Origin of the sequence: Pseudomonas sp. R1-43-08 (assembly GCF_003852255.1) — a bacterium.
Classification (GTDB): domain Bacteria; phylum Pseudomonadota; class Gammaproteobacteria; order Pseudomonadales; family Pseudomonadaceae; genus Aquipseudomonas.
Window position 1 is genome coordinate 1252734 of record NZ_CP027734.1, and the last position, 15829, is coordinate 1268562.

The window sequence follows — 15829 nt, forward strand, 5'->3', positions numbered from 1 at the left end:
CGGACGCGGAGCGTCCTGCGGTGCATTCCCACGCGGAGCGTGGGAACGAGAAGTCAGACGACTTCCAAACGAACCTTATGCTGATTCAACAACTGCACCAGCGCCGGCACCGGCTGCTGATCAGTCACCAGGCAGTCCACCAGACTGATCGGCCCCAGGCGGATCATGGCGTTGCGCCCGAACTTGCTGGAGTCCGCGGCCAGAATCACTTGTCGCGCATTGGCGATGATCGCCTGGGAAACCCGTACTTCCTGATAGTCAAAATCCAGCAGGCTGCCATCCTCATCGATACCACTGATACCCACCAGCGCAAAGTCGACCTTGAACTGATTGATGAAATCAACACTGGCCTGGCCTACCACGCCGCCGTCACGGCGCACATTGCCGCCGGTCAGCAACACATCGAAGTCGTCCTTGGCACTGAGCATGGTGGCGACGTTGAGGTTGTTGGTGATGATTTTCAGGTGATGGTGATTGAGCAGCGCACGGGCGATGGATTCGGTGGTGGTGCCGATATTGATGAACAATGAGGCGTGATCGGGGATCTGCGCCGCGATGGCTTCGCCGATACGCTGTTTTTCATCGCGCATCTGGTCGGCACGCATGGCGTACGCGGTGTTCTCGACACTGGAGTCATAGGCTGCGCCGCCGTGGTAGCGGCGCAGCAGATTGGCGTCCGCCAGCTGGTTGATATCGCGGCGGATGGTTTGCGGGGTGACAACGAACAACTGCGCCATTTCCTCGATACTGACGTAGCCGCGTTCGCGGACCAGTTCGAGGATTTGTTGTTGGCGGGGAGGCAGATTCATGGGGCGTCCTTTGGGCTGCCATACAAAAGTGGCCCATGATGACGCAGGAATCCGCTCCCTGCCAGTTACAACCGGTGTAGATCCGGCGCTTGGCTTATTCGGCGCCTTCGTGCGGCTCCCAGTCGCGGGTGCGGCTGACTGCTTTTTGCCAGCCGGCGTAGAGTTTCTCTTTAGCCGCTTCATCGAGCTGTGGTTCGAATTCGCGCTCGATCACCGCTTTGCCGCGCAGCTCGTCCAGGCTGCCCCAGAAGCCACAGGCCAGGCCTGCCAGGTAAGCAGCGCCGAGGGCGGTGGTTTCGCGCATTTGCGGGCGTTCGACCTGGGTACCGAGGATATCGGCCTGGAATTGCATCAGGAAGTTGTTGGCCACGGCGCCGCCGTCCACGCGCAGGGCTTTGAGGCGTTCGCCCGAGTCCTGTTGCATGGCGTCGAGCACGTCACGGGTCTGGTAGGCAATCGACTCCAGGGCTGCACGAATAATGTGATCCACGCGTACGCCACGGGTCAGGCCGAACAATGCGCCACGGGCATACGGGTCCCAGTACGGCGCGCCCAGGCCGGTGAAGGCCGGGACCAGGTAAACGCCGTTGCTGTCCTTGACCTTGCCGGCAAAGTATTCGGTGTCGTGGGCGTCGTTGATGATTTTCAACTCGTCACGCAACCACTGCACGGTGGATCCGCCGTTGAAGACTGCGCCTTCCAGTGCGTAGGCCACTTCGCCACGCGGGCCGCAAGCGATGGTGGTGAGCATGCCATGCTTGGATTTCACCGCTTTGTCGCCGGTGTTCATCAGCAGGAAGCAGCCGGTGCCGTAGGTGTTTTTGGCCTGGCCGGGCTCGACGCACATCTGGCCGAACAGCGCGGCTTGTTGGTCGCCTGCAATGCCGCCGATAGCGATGCCGCTTTTGGTGCGGCCATAGATCTCGGACGAAGATTTAACTTCCGGCAGCATTTCCCGTGGAACGTCCAGAATCTCCAGCATCTTCGCATCCCATTCCAGGGTGTGGATGTTGAAGAGCATGGTGCGCGAAGCATTGGTGTAGTCGGTGACGTGGGTCTTGCCGCCGGTAAATTTCCAGATCAGCCAGCTGTCGATGGTGCCGAACAGCAACTCGCCGTTGCGCGCACGCTCGCGGCTGCCTTCGACGTTGTCGAGGATCCACTTGAGTTTGGTGCCGGAGAAGTAGGGGTCGGTGACCAGGCCCGTGGTGTCGCTGATGTATTGCTCGTGACCGTCGCGCTTGAGCTGCTGGCAGATCTCGGTACTGCGGCGGCACTGCCAGACAATGGCGTTGTAGATCGGGCGGCCGGTGACCTTGTCCCATACCACGGTGGTTTCGCGCTGGTTGGTGATGCCGATGGCGGCGACCTGGTCGTGGTGCAGGCCAGCCTGGGCCAGCGCCTCAACCATCACCGCGCTCTGGGTGGCGAAGATTTCCATCGGGTCATGCTCGACCCAGCCCGCCTGCGGATAATGCTGGACGAACTCGCGCTGGGCGGTGCACACCACGTTGGCGTCACGATCGAAGATGATCGCGCGGGAGCTGGTGGTGCCCTGATCGAGGGCAATGATGTAGTTCTTATTCTGAAGGTCGGTCATGTCAATTGCCTTGGACGAAATAAGGAAGTCAGAAATCAGCCGGGATCACGAAGGGCAGGGACCCTGGCTGGCGCTTTCAGGAAATACGGGTGTTGCCGTTGACAGCCGTGTCAGTTGTTTCAGCTATAGCAGGTGCGGCGCTCGGCAGGTGACGGGCAATCAGCCCGCGATACGCTGCGGCGCCGAGGCATGCGCCCACAATCGGCGCGAAAATCGGTACCAGGAAGTAAGGAATATCGCGACCGCCAGTAAAGGCCATTTCACCCCAGCCGGCGAAAAAGGTCATCAGCTTGGGCCCGAAATCCCGCGCCGGGTTCATCGCAAAGCCGGTCAGCGGGCCCATCGCGCTACCAATCACAGCGATCAACAGGCCGATCAGCAGCGGCGCCAGCGGGCCACGGGGCAGGCCATTGTTGTCGTCGGTCAGGGCCATGATCACACCCATCAGGATCGCGGTGATGACCATTTCCACCAGGAACGCCTGGGCCGTGCTGAGCAATGCATGAGGATAGGTGGAGAACACCGAGGCCAACTCCAGGCTGGCCTGGGAGCCACGTACCATGTGGTGGGTTTGTTCGTAATCGAAAAACAGATTGCTGTAGAGCGTGTACACCAGCGCGGCGGAGCAGAAGGCGCCGGCGATTTGGGCGAGGATGTAGAACGGCAGTTTGCGTTTTTCGAAATCGGCGAAAATACACAGAGCGATACTCACCGCCGGATTGAGGTGAGCCCCGGAAATACCGGCACTCAGGTAGATCGCCATGCTCACGCCGACCCCCCAGATAATGCTGATTTCCCACAAGCCAAAGCTCGCACCCGCGACCTTGAGCGCAGCGACGCACCCGGTACCGAAGAAGATCAGCAGCGCAGTGCCGAGGAATTCGGCCATGCATTGGCTCGAAAGTGAAGGCTGTTGAAGAGCAGTTGTCATGGAAAACCTCAGTTGTTGTTCTTGTCTGGCGCAGGCCTCAACGGGCCGTTGCGCGATTTTCACCGAGACGAGGATCCCCATCCTGTGTCACGGCTTACTGCTCGAGTACCGAGGGCTATTCCTACAGTATTCGGAAACGAAAAAATATAGACAAGAATGACCGCTGTCAAAGGTCGAAAGTGAACTGCCAGTCACTTTCGAACTATAGGTTTGATGAATGATCACGCTCATCACATTAAATAGGGTTGGCGGATAGGGCGGACTAGAGCGTTTTGTGCAGGGTTGGCCTAGAATCGAGTCTCAGTTTGCTAAGCCCGGAGAGGTCATGACCCCCGCATTGGATTTGTTGAAAAAAGTTCGCGCCGAACATCGCATCCATAGTTATGAGCACGATCCCAAGGCGGCTTCGTATGGCCTGGAGGCCGCGGAGAAATTGGCTCTCGACCCGGCGCAGGTGTTCAAGACCTTGCTTGCCAGCAGTGAGAAGGGCGAATTGTTGGTGGCGGTGGTGCCGGTCGTCGGAAGTCTGGACCTGAAAGCCCTGGCTCACGCGGCGGGCGTCAAGAAAGTCGAAATGGCCGACCCGGCGGCGGCGCAGCGCTCCACCGGGTATCTTTTGGGCGGCATCAGCCCTTTGGGGCAAAAGAAGCGCTTGCGCACGTTTATCGATGTGACGGCGCAGCCGTTTGCGACGATTTTTGTCAGTGCCGGCCGGAGAGGGTTGGAAGTAGAGTTGCCAGCCAAGGTGTTGGCTGAACACACCCAAGCCACCTTCGCGCCGATTGGCCGGGCCTGATTTTCAGCCCTGCGCAGGTCCAAATGTGGGAGGGGGCTTGCTCCCGATAGCGGTGGATCAGCTACAGGTAAGCTGACTGACCCACCGCTATCGGGAGCAAGCCCCCTCCCACAAGGTAGCTGCTTACGCCTGGAACAGGACCAGATGCTCGGCAGTCACTCGAATGCCCACATCCGTCCCCATCTGCTGATCGACGTGGCTGGGGAAGATCGACTCCAGCTGCGCACCGGTCGGCAACTGTAGGCGGTACAGGGTCGACGCACCGAGGAAGGTCTTGCCAACAATCCGTGCTTTGAGTGCACTGTCCGGCGCATGGACGATGTCATCCGGGCGCAGCAGCACCTTCACCGCGCCACCGGTGGGCCAGGTATAGGCACGGTTGCCACGCAGTTCACCCAGCTCAGTGCTGACGGACTCGGGCGAGCTCAATTGACCCTGGATGAAATAGCCCTGGCCGATAAAGCTGGCCACATACGGCGTCTGCGGTTCGTGGTAGAGGTTGTAGGGCGTGTCCCACTGCTCAAGACGACCCTCCTTGAACACGCCCACGTGATCGCTGACGGCGAAGGCTTCTTCCTGATCATGGGTGACCAGGATCGCGCTGGTGCCGCGCGCCTTGAGAATGTCGCGCACTTCATGGCTGAGCTTGCGCCGTAGTTCGCCATCCAGGTTGGAAAAGGGTTCGTCCAGCAGCAGCAGCTGCGGCTCCGGCGCCAGGGCGCGGGCGAGGGCGACACGTTGTTGCTGACCACCGGAAAGCTCGTGGGGGAAGCGTTTGCCCAGGTCTTTGAGGTTGACCAGTTCCAGCAATTCGGCCACTACGCGTTCTTTTTGCGGGTGTTTGCGGATGCCGAAGGCGATGTTGTCGGCCACGCTCAGATGAGGAAACAGCGCGTAGTCCTGAAACACCATGCCGATACGACGTTTCTCGGGTGCCAGCGTGAAACCGGCACTGGAGATCACTTCGCCCGCCAGGCTGATTTCGCCTTCGTGCACCGGCTCGAACCCCGCAATTGCACGCAGGGTAGTGGTCTTGCCGCAACCCGAGGAGCCCAGCAGGCAGCCGATGTCGCCAGCGTTGAGGTGCAGATTGAGGTTCTGCACCACCCTTTGATCTTGATAGCCGCAGGCCAGATTGCGCAGGTTCAGCAGTAATGGCTGGCTCATGCGTGGTGGTACGACGGCGGGACGAGAAATTCGAGCAGGGCCTTTTGCGCATGCAGGCGGTTTTCGGCCTGGTCCCAGGCGACCGAGCGTGGGTCGTCGAGCAGGTCGAGGCTGATTTCTTCGCCACGGTGGGCAGGCAGGCAGTGCATGAACAGCGCGTCCGGCGCGGCCAGGTCGAGCAGGGCACGGGTCACCTGGAACGGCGCGAACAGGGCCAGGCGCTTGGCGGTTTCGTCTTCCTGGCCCATGGAGGTCCAGACGTCGGTGCTGACCAGATGGGCGCCGACCACCGCGTCTTTCGGATCGCGCAGCAGTTGTACGCGGCCATCGGCCTTGGCCAGGAACTCGGCGCTGGGTTCGTAACCCTCGGGGCAGGCGATACGCAGGTGGAAGTCGAACTGGATCGCGGCTTCTATATAGCTGTTGCACATATTGTTGCCGTCGCCGATCCAGGCCACGGTCTTGCCCTGGATCGAGCCGCGGTGCTCGAGGAAGGTTTGCATGTCGGCCAGCAACTGGCACGGATGCAGGTCATCGGACAGGCCGTTGATCACCGGCACACGCGAGTTGGCGGCAAATTCGGTCAAGGTGCTGTGGGCGAAGGTACGGATCATCACGGCGTCGAGCATGCGCGACATCACGATGGCGCAATCGCTGATCGGCTCGCCACGGCCCAATTGGGTATCGCGCGGCGACAGGAAGATCGCCTGGCCGCCCAGTTGGATCATGCCGGCTTCGAAGGACAAGCGGGTGCGGGTCGAGGACTTCTCGAAAATCATCCCGAGCACGCGGTTTTTCAGAGGCTCGAACAGTACACCGCGGTTACGCAGGTCTTTAAGCTCAATGCCTCGACGGATCACGCTGACCAGCTCTTCGGGCGTGCAATCCATCAGGGAGAGAAAGTGCCTTGCGCTCATCATTAACTACCTTTTGCAACAGACCGCAGATACTCAAAGCCTTGTTTATTGTGACAACGGGCGAGACCTGCGGCGAAAGCCGCACGGGGCGACGAAATAGGGGAAGGCGCGATATTGACATTAAATGTCGCGTCTTACCAATAGGGCTACGGTTTTTAAGGGTGTTCAAGCAGGGCGCCGAAGCGCTTTTGAAGACGGTTTCCTGACAGCAGCGGCCCATTTGTACACTGGCGTCGAGGCCTTTTGCAATGCGCAGGGGCGGCTCCGGGCCTGGTTTTAACGGTTTCAGGCGCGTGCGGGAGGTTTCCGAAACATTTGCTCACTCTTGGCCGTGCTTTGGCCTATGGCTGCCGATTCACCGCGCGAACGTTGCTGGCGCACCGAGCGGTCGCGGCCCATAGTTGAACAAAGCCCTTATAAAAGAGACTGGCCATGACCAAGACTCTCCATCACCGTGCCTGCCACCTATGCGAAGCGATCTGCGGCCTCACCCTGGAAACCAGCCAAGGCGACGACGGCAGCCTGGCGATCACCTCGATCAAGGGCGACCCGTTGGACACCTTCAGTCGGGGACATATCTGCCCGAAAGCGGTGGCGTTGCAGGATATCCAGAATGACCCGGATCGCCTGCACCAGCCTATGTTGCGGGTGGGTAACGAATGGCAACCAATCCCGTGGGAAGAAGCGTTTGCGCTGGTAGCCGAACGCCTTGCGGGCATTCAGGCCCGGCATGGGCAGAATGCGGTGGCGGTGTATCAGGGCAACCCCAGCGTGCATAACTACGGGCTGATGACCCACAGCAACTACTTTCTCGGCCTGTTGAAGACGCGTAACCGGTACTCCGCGACGTCGGTAGACCAACTGCCCCATCATCTCTCCAGCCACCTGATGTACGGCCATGGCCTGTTGCTGCCGATTCCGGACATCGACCACACCGACTTCATGTTGATCCTGGGCGCCAATCCTCTTGCCTCCAACGGCAGCATCATGACCGTGCCAGACGTGGAGAAGCGCCTCAAGGCCATTCAGGCCCGAGGCGGCAAAGTGGTGGTGGTCGACCCTCGCCGCAGCGAGACGGCGGCGATTGCCGATCAGCACCTGTTCGTGCGTCCTGGCGGTGACGCGGCCTTGTTGTTCGGGCTGCTCAACACCCTGTTCGCCGAGGGCTTGACCCGCGACAGCCATTTACCGGTTGAAGGTTTGGAGACCGTGCGCCAGGCGATCGCCGGGTTTACCGCCGAGGCCATGAGCCGTCAGTGTGCGGTGCCTGCCGAGCAGATCCGCCAACTGGCGCGGGACTTCGCGGCGGCGGATAAAGCGGTGTGCTACGGGCGCATGGGCGTCTCGACCCAGGCGTTCGGCACGCTGTGTCATTGGCTGGTGCAACTGATCAACCTGGTGACCGGCAATCTGGATCGGGTAGGCGGCGCCTTGTGCACCACGCCGGCGGTGGATTTGGTGGCCTCGACCGGCGGCGGGCATTTCAATCGCTGGCAGAGCCGCGTGTCCGGGCGGCCCGAGTACGGGGGAGAGCTGCCGGTGTCTGCCTTGGCCGAGGAAATGCTCACCGAAGGCGAAGGGCAAGTCCGCGCCCTGGTGACGGTGGCCGGCAACCCGGTATTGTCGACGCCCAACGGCCGGCAGCTGGAGCAGGCGCTGGATGGGTTGGAGTTCATGGTCAGTATCGACCTCTACATCAACGAGACCACGCGCTATGCCGATCTGATCCTGCCGTCCACGTCGGCACTGGAGAATGATCACTACGACACCACCTTCAATATGTTCGCAGTGCGCAACGTCACGCGCTTCAATCGCGCGATCCTGCCCAAGCCTGAAGGTGCGCTGCACGACTGGGAAATCTTTGTCGGCCTGGCCAAGGCGTTCTCGGCCCATACCGGCGTGGTGCTCAAGCCGACGATGCCACCCGCGCAGATGATCGACTTCGGGTTGCGCGCCGGGACTTACGGGGACGCATCTGCGCGCAAGCTGTCGGTGGCGATGCTGGCCGATCATCCCCATGGCGTGGACCTGGGGCCGCTCCAGCCAAACCTGGCCGAGCGGCTGAAAACCGCCGATGGCAAGGTGCAGGCGGCGCCGCTAGTGATCCTGGCGGACCTGGCGCGTTTTGCGGCGCAACCGGCGCCCGTGGCTGACGAACTGCTGCTGATCGGTCGTCGCCATGTGCGCAGTAATAATTCCTGGATGCATAACTATCATCGGCTGGTGAAGGGCAAGCCGCGCCATCAACTGCTGATGCATCCTGATGACCTGGCCAGTCGTCAACTGAGCGACGGTCAGCGGGTGCGCGTCAGCTCACGCATCGGCATGGTCGAAATCGAGGTGGTCGCCAGCACGGACATGATGCCTGGCGTGGTCAGCCTGCCGCATGGCTGGGGGCACGGGCGCCCAGGTGTGCAGATGAGCATCGCCAGCGGTCAGCCGGGGGCAAGTGCGAATGATTTAACCGATGAGCGGCAGTTGGACGAGCTCTCCGGCAATGCGGCGCTCAATGGCGTGCCCGTGAAAGTTGCAGCGGCGTGAGGCTGGCTGTCGGCGCGCCCGAGCATCCTGCAGGTTTTTTGCGTTACAATGCGCCACCGTGCCGACCCGTGAGTCGCAAAGTTCCTGCAGAGGTGTTCCATGGATATCATCGAAACGATCAAAGAGCAGATTGCCAACAACACCATTCTGCTTTACATGAAAGGCGCGCCAAACGCTCCCCAGTGCGGTTTCTCCGCGAAAGCGTCCCAGGCCATCATGGCGTGTGGCGAGAAGTTCGCTTACGTGGATATCCTGCAGAACCCGGAAATTCGCGCCAACCTGCCTAAATATGCCAACTGGCCGACTTTCCCGCAGTTGTGGGTGGCCGGTGAACTGGTTGGCGGTAGCGACATCATCACTGAAATGGCGGCTGATGGCTCGTTGCAAGCGTTGATCAAAGATGCAGCGGAAAAAGCGGCAGCCAAGACTGAAGCTTGATGCTTTGGTAAAAGGCCACGCAATAAAAAGCCCCGCCTCTCATAAGAGGGCGGGGCTTTTTTTGGCTTCTCTGTAGGAGCGAGCTTGCTCGCGAAGCACTTAAGGCCCCCGCGTTTATCCAGAATAAACGCGTTGCCTGGGCGTTTTTCGCGAGCAAGCTCGCTCCTACAGTAAAACAAGAACTACGGGGGTTATTCGCCCATCTGCGATTGCAGGTAGTTCTCCAGGCTGACTTTATCGATCAGGCCCAGTTGGGTTTCAAGCCAGTCGATGTGTTCTTCCTGGTCTTCAAGGATATCCTCGAGCAATTCGCGGCTGCCGTAGTCGCCAGTGGCTTCGCAGTGAGCGATGGCGGCCTTGAGGTCGCTGTGGCTCTTGCGTTCAAAGCCCAGGTCGCTGCTGATCATTTCCTGGGTGTGCTCGCCGATATTCAGCTTGCCCAGGTCCTGTACATTCGGCAGGCCTTCGAGGAACAGGATGCGTTTGATCAGCGCATCGGCGTCCTTCATGGCCTTGATCGATTCCTTGTATTCGCGTTTGCCCAGCTTTTCCAGGCCCCAATCGTCATACATGCGTGCATGCAGAAAGTACTGATTGATCGCGACCAGTTCATTGGCAAGGATTTTGTTGAGTTGCTGGATGACTGTGATGTCGCCTTTCATGACTGGGGTCCTGCCCTGTAATCGCTGTGTAGGGGCAGAGTTTGAGCGGCGGAAAACCTGGTGTCAAACCTAAGTTATTGAATAATAAATGAAAATTAATCGGAATAAGAATGTTTGTGTTCCGCGTCTTGACGCTAACTAATTGAATTGCAGGCATAAAAAAACCGGACACGGAGTCCGGTTCTTTAAAACACGCCTATTTAAGCGTGTGTAAATTCTGCTGAGTAGGGCACGCCAGCCTGGGCTGTCTGCAACTGCGTGAGGGTTTCCCGTACCACTTGCTTGGCGAGGCATGCGCATTTACCGCACTGGCTGGCAACGCCGGTGGTTTCGCGCACTTCCTTGTAGCTGCAGCAACCTTCATAGATTGCTTCGCGGATTTGTCCGTCGGTGACGCCAGTACAGAGGCACACATACATAAGGGAGAACCGTCGCGGGTTTAGGGCTTGAGTGCGATGGATCTTAATGTTAACGAGAATGATTGTCAAAGTAGTTTCATCAACGAACGCACGCACATTGCCTGCGCGCTGACGAACGGTTTTTTCGGTGTATGATGGTCAGTCTTTACGAAGCGTGACCGCGTCACAGGTTTGTCGCTGAGACAAGGCAGACTCGACGCTGGTCCTGTTACTTCAATCGTCACCCCTTCATCAGGAGATATCCAATGAGCGTACTCGTCGGCAAACAAGCCCCGGATTTCGACGTACCCGCCGTTCTCGGCAATGGCGAAATCGTAGACAGCTTCAAACTGTCTGAAGCCATCAAAGGCAAATACGGCCTGGTGTTCTTCTACCCGCTGGACTTCACCTTCGTCTGCCCATCCGAGCTGATCGCTCTGGATCACCGCATGGACGATTTCAAGGCGCGCAATGTTGAAGTGGTCGCCGTTTCCATCGACTCCCACTTCACTCACAACGCCTGGCGCAACACCGCCATCAATGATGGCGGCATCGGCAAAGTCCAATACACCATGGCAGCCGATATGAAGCACGATATCGCCAAGGCCTACGACGTTGAATCCGAAGGCGGCGTGGCATTCCGTGGCGCGTTCCTGATCGACGACAAGGGCGTTGTGCGCTCGCAGATCATCAACGACCTGCCGCTGGGCCGTAACATGGAAGAGCTGATCCGTCTGGTCGACGCTCTGCAATTCCACGAAGAGCACGGTGAAGTCTGCCCTGCCAACTGGAAAAAAGGCGACAAAGGCATGACCGCTTCCACCGAAGGTGTTGCGGCTTACCTGACCGAGAACGCTGGCAAGCTGTAAGCCAGATTCAAGGTAAAAAAAACCGGCCTGGAAAGGCCGGTTTTTTTATGCGCGGGATTCAACCTCAGTCGTTGAAGTCTTCCCAACCGCCCATCTGTTTCCAGCGATTGACGATGCCACAGAACAGCTCGGCGGTCTTCTCGGTGTCGTAGCGTGCCGAGTGGGCTTCGCGACCGTCGAAATCGATACCGGCGGCCTGGCAGGCTTTTGCCAGTACGGTCTGACCATAGGCCAGGCCGGCGAGCGTAGCGGTGTCGAAGCTGGAGAATGGATGGAACGGGTTACGTTTCATGTCCAGGCGCGCCACGGCGGCGTTCAGAAAGCCCAGGTCGAAACTGCTGTTGTGCCCGACCAGGATCGCGCGTTTGCAGCCATTGGCCTTCAGCGCCTTGCGTACGCCACGGAAGATGTCGGTCAGCGCCGCTTCTTCACTCACTGCCATGCGCAAGGGGTGATCGAGCTTGATCCCGGTGAATTCCAGGGCTGCTGCTTCGATGTTGGCCCCTACAAACGGCTCGACGCGGAAGAAGTGGGTGTGTTCCGGGTACACGAAGCCTTGCTCGTCCATGCCGATGGTGGTCGCGGCAATTTCCAGCAAGGCATCGGTGGCGCAATTGAAGCCGCCGGTTTCTACGTCGACAACGACAGGCAGGTAGCCGCGAAAACGTTCGGCCATCGGGTGGCGCGAACCGCCCCCACCGGCGTGTTCCTGGTCGTCATCGTAATGGTCTTCACTCACTTGCTTTCCTCCAGCAGGCGCCAGCGCAGTGTTTCACCGGCGCGCAGCGGGATAACGGTCAACTCGCCAAAGGGCAGGCTGGCAGGGGCGGTCCAGTCTTCACGAACCAGGGTAATGCGGTCGGTATTCGCCGGCAGGCCATAGAAGCGCGGGCCATTGAGGCTGGCGAAGCCTTCGAGCTTGTCCAGGGCGTTGCGTTGTTCGAACGCTTCCGCGTACAGCTCGATAGCGGCAAACGCGGTGTAGCATCCTGCGCAACCGCAGGCGGCTTCCTTGGCGTGCTGCGCGTGGGGCGCGGAGTCGGTGCCGAGGAAGAACTTCGGGCTGCCGCTGGTGGCGGCGTCCAGCAAGGCCACCTGATGGGTGTTGCGCTTGAGGATCGGCAAGCAGTAGAAATGCGGCCGAATCCCGCCCACCAGCATGTGGTTGCGGTTGTACAACAGGTGATGTGCGGTGATGGTCGCGCCGACGTTGGCCGAAGCCTCGGTGACGAACTGCACGGCCTCTGCGGTGGTGATGTGTTCGAACACCACCTTGAGCGTCGGGAACAGCTCGACCACGCGGCGCATGTGCTCGTCGATGAAGATCTTCTCGCGATCGAACACGTCGACATCGCCACGGGTGACTTCACCGTGGATCAACAGCGGCATGCCAACCTCAGCCATGGCTTCGATGGCCGGCAGGATCTTGTCGATGCTGGTGACGCCGGAATCGGAGTTGGTGGTCGCGCCCGCCGGGTACAACTTGGCGGCGTAAACGTAACCGCTGGCCTTGGCCTCACGAATTTCTTCAGGCTGGGTGCGGTCGGTAAGGTAAAGCACCATCAGCGGTTCGAAGCGGCTGCCGGCCGGGCGCACAGCGAGGATTCGCTGGCGATAGGCATCGGCTTCGGCCGCGTTACGCACCGGGGGTACCAGGTTAGGCATGATGATGGCACGGCCAAACGTGCGCGCTACATCGGCCACGGTTTGGGGCAACGCAGCACCATCGCGAAGATGAATATGCCAGTCGTCGGGACGCAGCAGGGTCAGGCGGTCGGACATTGGGGATTCCAGGCGGGTCAATCTGGAGGGAATGCTACCGGAAAAGACTCGTGCAGGCACTCGCTATCAAGTTTTGCAGGATGCGACCGATAGCTCTGGGTATGCCTTAACGATGTATGACGCTTTGAAGTGTTGTAGAAACCAGTGGAGCCTCCCGTGCGCCAGCATTATCTAGCCCTGCTCAGTGTGTTCGCCAGCCTGCCCGCGATGGCCCTCACGTTCCAGACACGTCTGGAGAATATTGAGTGGAAGGTGGAGGGCGATCAGTTCGAGTGCCGACTGACCCAGCCGATCACCGATTTCGGCTCGGGTGAGTTCGTGCGCCGGGCGGGTGAGCAGGCGACATTTCGTCTGAAAGCCTATAACGGTTCGCTTGGTGCCGGCTCTGCCACGTTACTGGCCGCCGCCGCGCCCTGGCAACCGGGCCGCGGCGATATCAACCTCGGTGCGGTACGCGTCGGCAGTGGTGATGTGCTGTTTAACAGCTCCCAGGCCCAGGCCGGGCGGCTGTTTACCGGCTTGCTCGAAGGACGCAGCCCGACCGTGCGACATTACGGTCGCGAGGGTGGTTACTCGGAGATTCGCCTGCTGCCGGTGAAATTCAACAAGGCCTACACCGACTATCAGCTGTGTACTACCAAGCTGTTGCCGATGAATTACGATCAGGTCAAGCAGACGGAAGTCGGCTTCCCCGGTGGTGGCATCGAGCTGGATGCCGCGGCCAAGAAGAAGCTGTCGGTGATTGTCGCGTTCATGAAGGCCGACCCCACCGTCAACCATATCGAGTTGAACGGCCATTCGGATAACAGCGGCAACCGCTTGACCAACCGCGATGTCTCGCGACGCCGCGCCTTGGCGGTGATGGACTACTTCAAGGCCAATGGCATCCAGGAGTCGCAGATCACCCTGCGCTTCCACGGCGAAAGCTACCCCTTGGCGCCCAACACCAATGCCGCCAACCGCGCCCGCAACCGTCGGGTCAACGTGCAGCTCGAGCGCGTAGCGGCGCCCGAGAAACCGGCACCCCAGGCCGCCGCACCCAGCAACCCCGCCGCCACCTCATAACGTGCGACCATCGGTCGCGCGTTCGACATAATCTGTCGCTTTATCTTCATTTGCTGTCGCGCCCCTGTAATTTCACGGTTTTGATCGGTAGAATCGTCGCCTTTCCGTACAACCCCGTGGAGTGATGGCATGGCCGACGTAAACAAGGTCGTTCTCGCGTATTCCGGCGGCCTGGACACTTCGGTGATCCTCAAGTGGCTGCAGGATACTTATAACTGTGAAGTGGTGACCTTCACCGCTGACCTGGGTCAGGGCGAAGAGGTCGAACCTGCACGTGCCAAGGCGCAAGCCATGGGCGTGAAAGAGATCTACATTGACGACCTGCGCGAAGAGTTCGTCCGCGATTTCGTCTACCCGATGTTTCGCGCCAATACTGTCTACGAAGGCGAGTACCTGCTCGGTACCTCCATCGCCCGTCCGCTGATCGCCAAGCGCCTGATCGAAATCGCCAACGAAACCGGCGCAGATGCCATTTCCCATGGCGCCACCGGCAAGGGCAACGACCAGGTGCGTTTCGAATTGGGTGCCTACGCCCTCAAGCCTGGCGTGAAAGTGATCGCACCTTGGCGTGAATGGGACCTGCTGTCCCGTGAAAAGCTGATGGATTACGCTGAAAAGCACGCGATCCCGATCGAGCGTCACGGCAAGAAGAAGTCCCCGTACTCGATGGATGCCAACCTGTTGCACATCTCCTATGAAGGCGGCGTGCTGGAAGACACTTGGACCGAGCACGAAGAAGACATGTGGAAATGGACCGTCTCCCCGGAGAACGCTCCAGACAAGCCGCAGTATCTGGAACTGACCTACCGCAACGGCGATATCGTCGCGCTGGATGGTGTCGAGATGACCCCAGCCACCGTACTGGCAACCTTGAACCGTATCGGTGGTGAACACGGTATTGGCCGTCTCGACATCGTCGAGAACCGTTACGTGGGTATGAAGTCCCGCGGCTGCTATGAAACACCGGGTGGCACTATCATGCTGCGCGCTCACCGCGCCATCGAGTCCATTACCCTGGACCGTGAAGTGGCCCACCTCAAAGATGAGCTGATGCCCAAGTACGCCAGCCTGATCTACACCGGTTACTGGTGGAGCCCTGAGCGTCTGATGCTGCAGCAGATGATCGACGCCTCCCAGGCTCATGTGAACGGTGTCGTGCGCCTGAAGCTGTACAAGGGCAATGTGATCGTGACCGGTCGCAAGTCTGATGAATCACTGTTCGACGCCAACATCGCTACCTTCGAGGAAGATGGCGGTGCCTACAATCAGGCGGATGCAGCGGGCTTCATCAAGTTGAACGCCTTGCGCATGCGCATCGCGGCCAACAAAGGCCGCAAGTTGTTCTGACTGTTTCGCTTGTCCTGAAAAAGCCCCTTATGCAAGGGGCTTTTTTTTGTCCTGAATATACCCATATGGGCATTAATTGAGGTGCGACGTTTACAAACGTTTAGTGTTTGTTTAAGGATTCTGCGTCAAATCCATGCAGCTGTTTTTTTTAATTTCAGCATTTTACTTCTCCAAGGAAAGGTTTTTTACATCTGCATAGGAACTATGTCTTACAGAATTTTCACTCATGTAGGAGCAATTGATATGTAATTTATGGGATTTTCTGTAGGAAAATGGAGCTGGTATAAATATGTTAAATGGAACTGAAGCTGATGCGGTTTTTTTAGCCCTTCGTTTACGTTGCGGCGTCATACAAGGGGCATTTCCTGAAAGACGTGTGCGCCACGTTTACCGCGTACGCACGGGGATGAGGATATTTCACTCAAAATATGTACGAGCAGGGAAAGGTCTGAAAGGCTCCATAAAGCCGAATACCTCAAAGTTGGCGAATTTTTGTAGGTTAATTCC

General features: G+C 59.0%; 15 protein-coding genes. 6 read left to right on the forward strand and 9 right to left on the reverse strand.

Going from position 1 to position 15829, the window contains the following annotated elements; genetic code table 11:
* Positions 1-53 precede the first annotated feature (53 nt).
* The 3 genes from C4J87_RS05510 to C4J87_RS05520 form a co-directional block, all read right to left on the reverse strand.
* Complete coding sequence (locus C4J87_RS05510; protein ID WP_124361506.1) at positions 54-809, reverse strand: DeoR/GlpR family transcriptional regulator; 756 nt, start codon at positions 807-809, stop codon at positions 54-56.
* A 94-nt stretch (positions 810-903) separates the two neighbouring features.
* On the reverse strand, positions 904-2409 hold the full coding sequence (gene glpK / locus C4J87_RS05515) for a glycerol kinase GlpK (protein WP_124361507.1): 1506 nt from the start codon (positions 2407-2409) through the stop codon (positions 904-906).
* A gap of 76 nt (positions 2410-2485) precedes the next feature.
* Positions 2486-3340: an MIP/aquaporin family protein gene (locus tag C4J87_RS05520; protein ID WP_124361508.1), complete on the reverse strand. Its 855-nt coding sequence runs from the start codon at positions 3338-3340 to the stop codon at positions 2486-2488.
* Positions 3341-3665: 325 nt separating this feature from the next.
* Here C4J87_RS05520 and ybaK point away from each other — a divergent pair, with 325 nt between their 5' ends.
* Entirely contained in the window at positions 3666-4136 is a 471-nt protein-coding gene (ybaK, locus tag C4J87_RS05525; RefSeq protein WP_124366006.1) for a Cys-tRNA(Pro) deacylase, read from the forward strand.
* Between the two features lie 123 nt (positions 4137-4259).
* Here ybaK and C4J87_RS05530 read toward each other — a convergent pair whose 3' ends face one another.
* Both C4J87_RS05530 and argF read right to left on the reverse strand, forming a co-directional pair.
* A complete protein-coding gene (locus C4J87_RS05530) occupies positions 4260-5303 on the reverse strand; it encodes an ABC transporter ATP-binding protein (protein ID WP_124366007.1) in 1044 nt (347 codons plus the stop codon).
* Positions 5300-6220: an ornithine carbamoyltransferase gene (argF, locus tag C4J87_RS05535; RefSeq protein ID WP_124366008.1), complete on the reverse strand. Its 921-nt coding sequence runs from the start codon at positions 6218-6220 to the stop codon at positions 5300-5302. The genes C4J87_RS05530 and argF overlap by 4 nt, the downstream gene beginning before the upstream one ends.
* A gap of 432 nt (positions 6221-6652) precedes the next feature.
* Between argF and C4J87_RS05545 the strand changes: the two genes are divergently transcribed.
* Together C4J87_RS05545 and grxD are read left to right on the forward strand one after the other, a co-directional pair.
* Positions 6653-8761 carry a molybdopterin oxidoreductase family protein gene (locus C4J87_RS05545; RefSeq protein ID WP_124366009.1) on the forward strand — a complete coding sequence of 703 codons (2109 nt, stop codon included), beginning with the start codon at positions 6653-6655 and terminating at the stop codon, positions 8759-8761.
* Positions 8762-8860: 99 nt separating this feature from the next.
* Complete coding sequence (gene grxD / locus C4J87_RS05550) at positions 8861-9199, forward strand: Grx4 family monothiol glutaredoxin (protein WP_110624405.1); 339 nt, start codon at positions 8861-8863, stop codon at positions 9197-9199.
* Positions 9200-9390: 191 nt separating this feature from the next.
* Here the strand turns inward: grxD and bfr are convergent, their stop codons facing one another.
* Positions 9391-9861 carry a bacterioferritin gene (gene bfr / locus C4J87_RS05555; RefSeq protein ID WP_124361513.1) on the reverse strand — a complete coding sequence of 157 codons (471 nt, stop codon included), beginning with the start codon at positions 9859-9861 and terminating at the stop codon, positions 9391-9393.
* Between the two features lie 200 nt (positions 9862-10061).
* Complete coding sequence (locus tag C4J87_RS05560; RefSeq protein WP_124365113.1) at positions 10062-10280, reverse strand: bacterioferritin-associated ferredoxin; 219 nt, start codon at positions 10278-10280, stop codon at positions 10062-10064.
* A gap of 245 nt (positions 10281-10525) precedes the next feature.
* On the opposite strand from C4J87_RS05560, the gene C4J87_RS05565 reads away from it, so the two are divergent.
* Complete coding sequence (locus tag C4J87_RS05565) at positions 10526-11128, forward strand: peroxiredoxin (RefSeq protein WP_124361514.1); 603 nt, start codon at positions 10526-10528, stop codon at positions 11126-11128.
* A 64-nt stretch (positions 11129-11192) separates the two neighbouring features.
* Here C4J87_RS05565 and rnt read toward each other — a convergent pair whose 3' ends face one another.
* Entirely contained in the window at positions 11193-11867 is a 675-nt protein-coding gene (gene rnt / locus C4J87_RS05570; RefSeq protein ID WP_124366010.1) for a ribonuclease T, read from the reverse strand.
* Positions 11864-12910 carry a dihydroorotase gene (gene pyrC, locus C4J87_RS05575; RefSeq protein WP_124361516.1) on the reverse strand — a complete coding sequence of 349 codons (1047 nt, stop codon included), beginning with the start codon at positions 12908-12910 and terminating at the stop codon, positions 11864-11866. The genes rnt and pyrC overlap by 4 nt, the downstream gene beginning before the upstream one ends.
* A 156-nt stretch (positions 12911-13066) precedes the next feature.
* Between pyrC and C4J87_RS05580 the strand changes: the two genes are divergently transcribed.
* Both C4J87_RS05580 and C4J87_RS05585 read left to right on the forward strand, forming a co-directional pair.
* On the forward strand, positions 13067-13975 hold the full coding sequence (locus tag C4J87_RS05580; RefSeq protein ID WP_124366011.1) for an OmpA family protein: 909 nt from the start codon (positions 13067-13069) through the stop codon (positions 13973-13975).
* Between the two features lie 129 nt (positions 13976-14104).
* A complete protein-coding gene (locus C4J87_RS05585; RefSeq protein WP_065886002.1) occupies positions 14105-15322 on the forward strand; it encodes an argininosuccinate synthase in 1218 nt (405 codons plus the stop codon).
* The last annotated feature ends 507 nt before the right edge of the window (positions 15323-15829 follow it).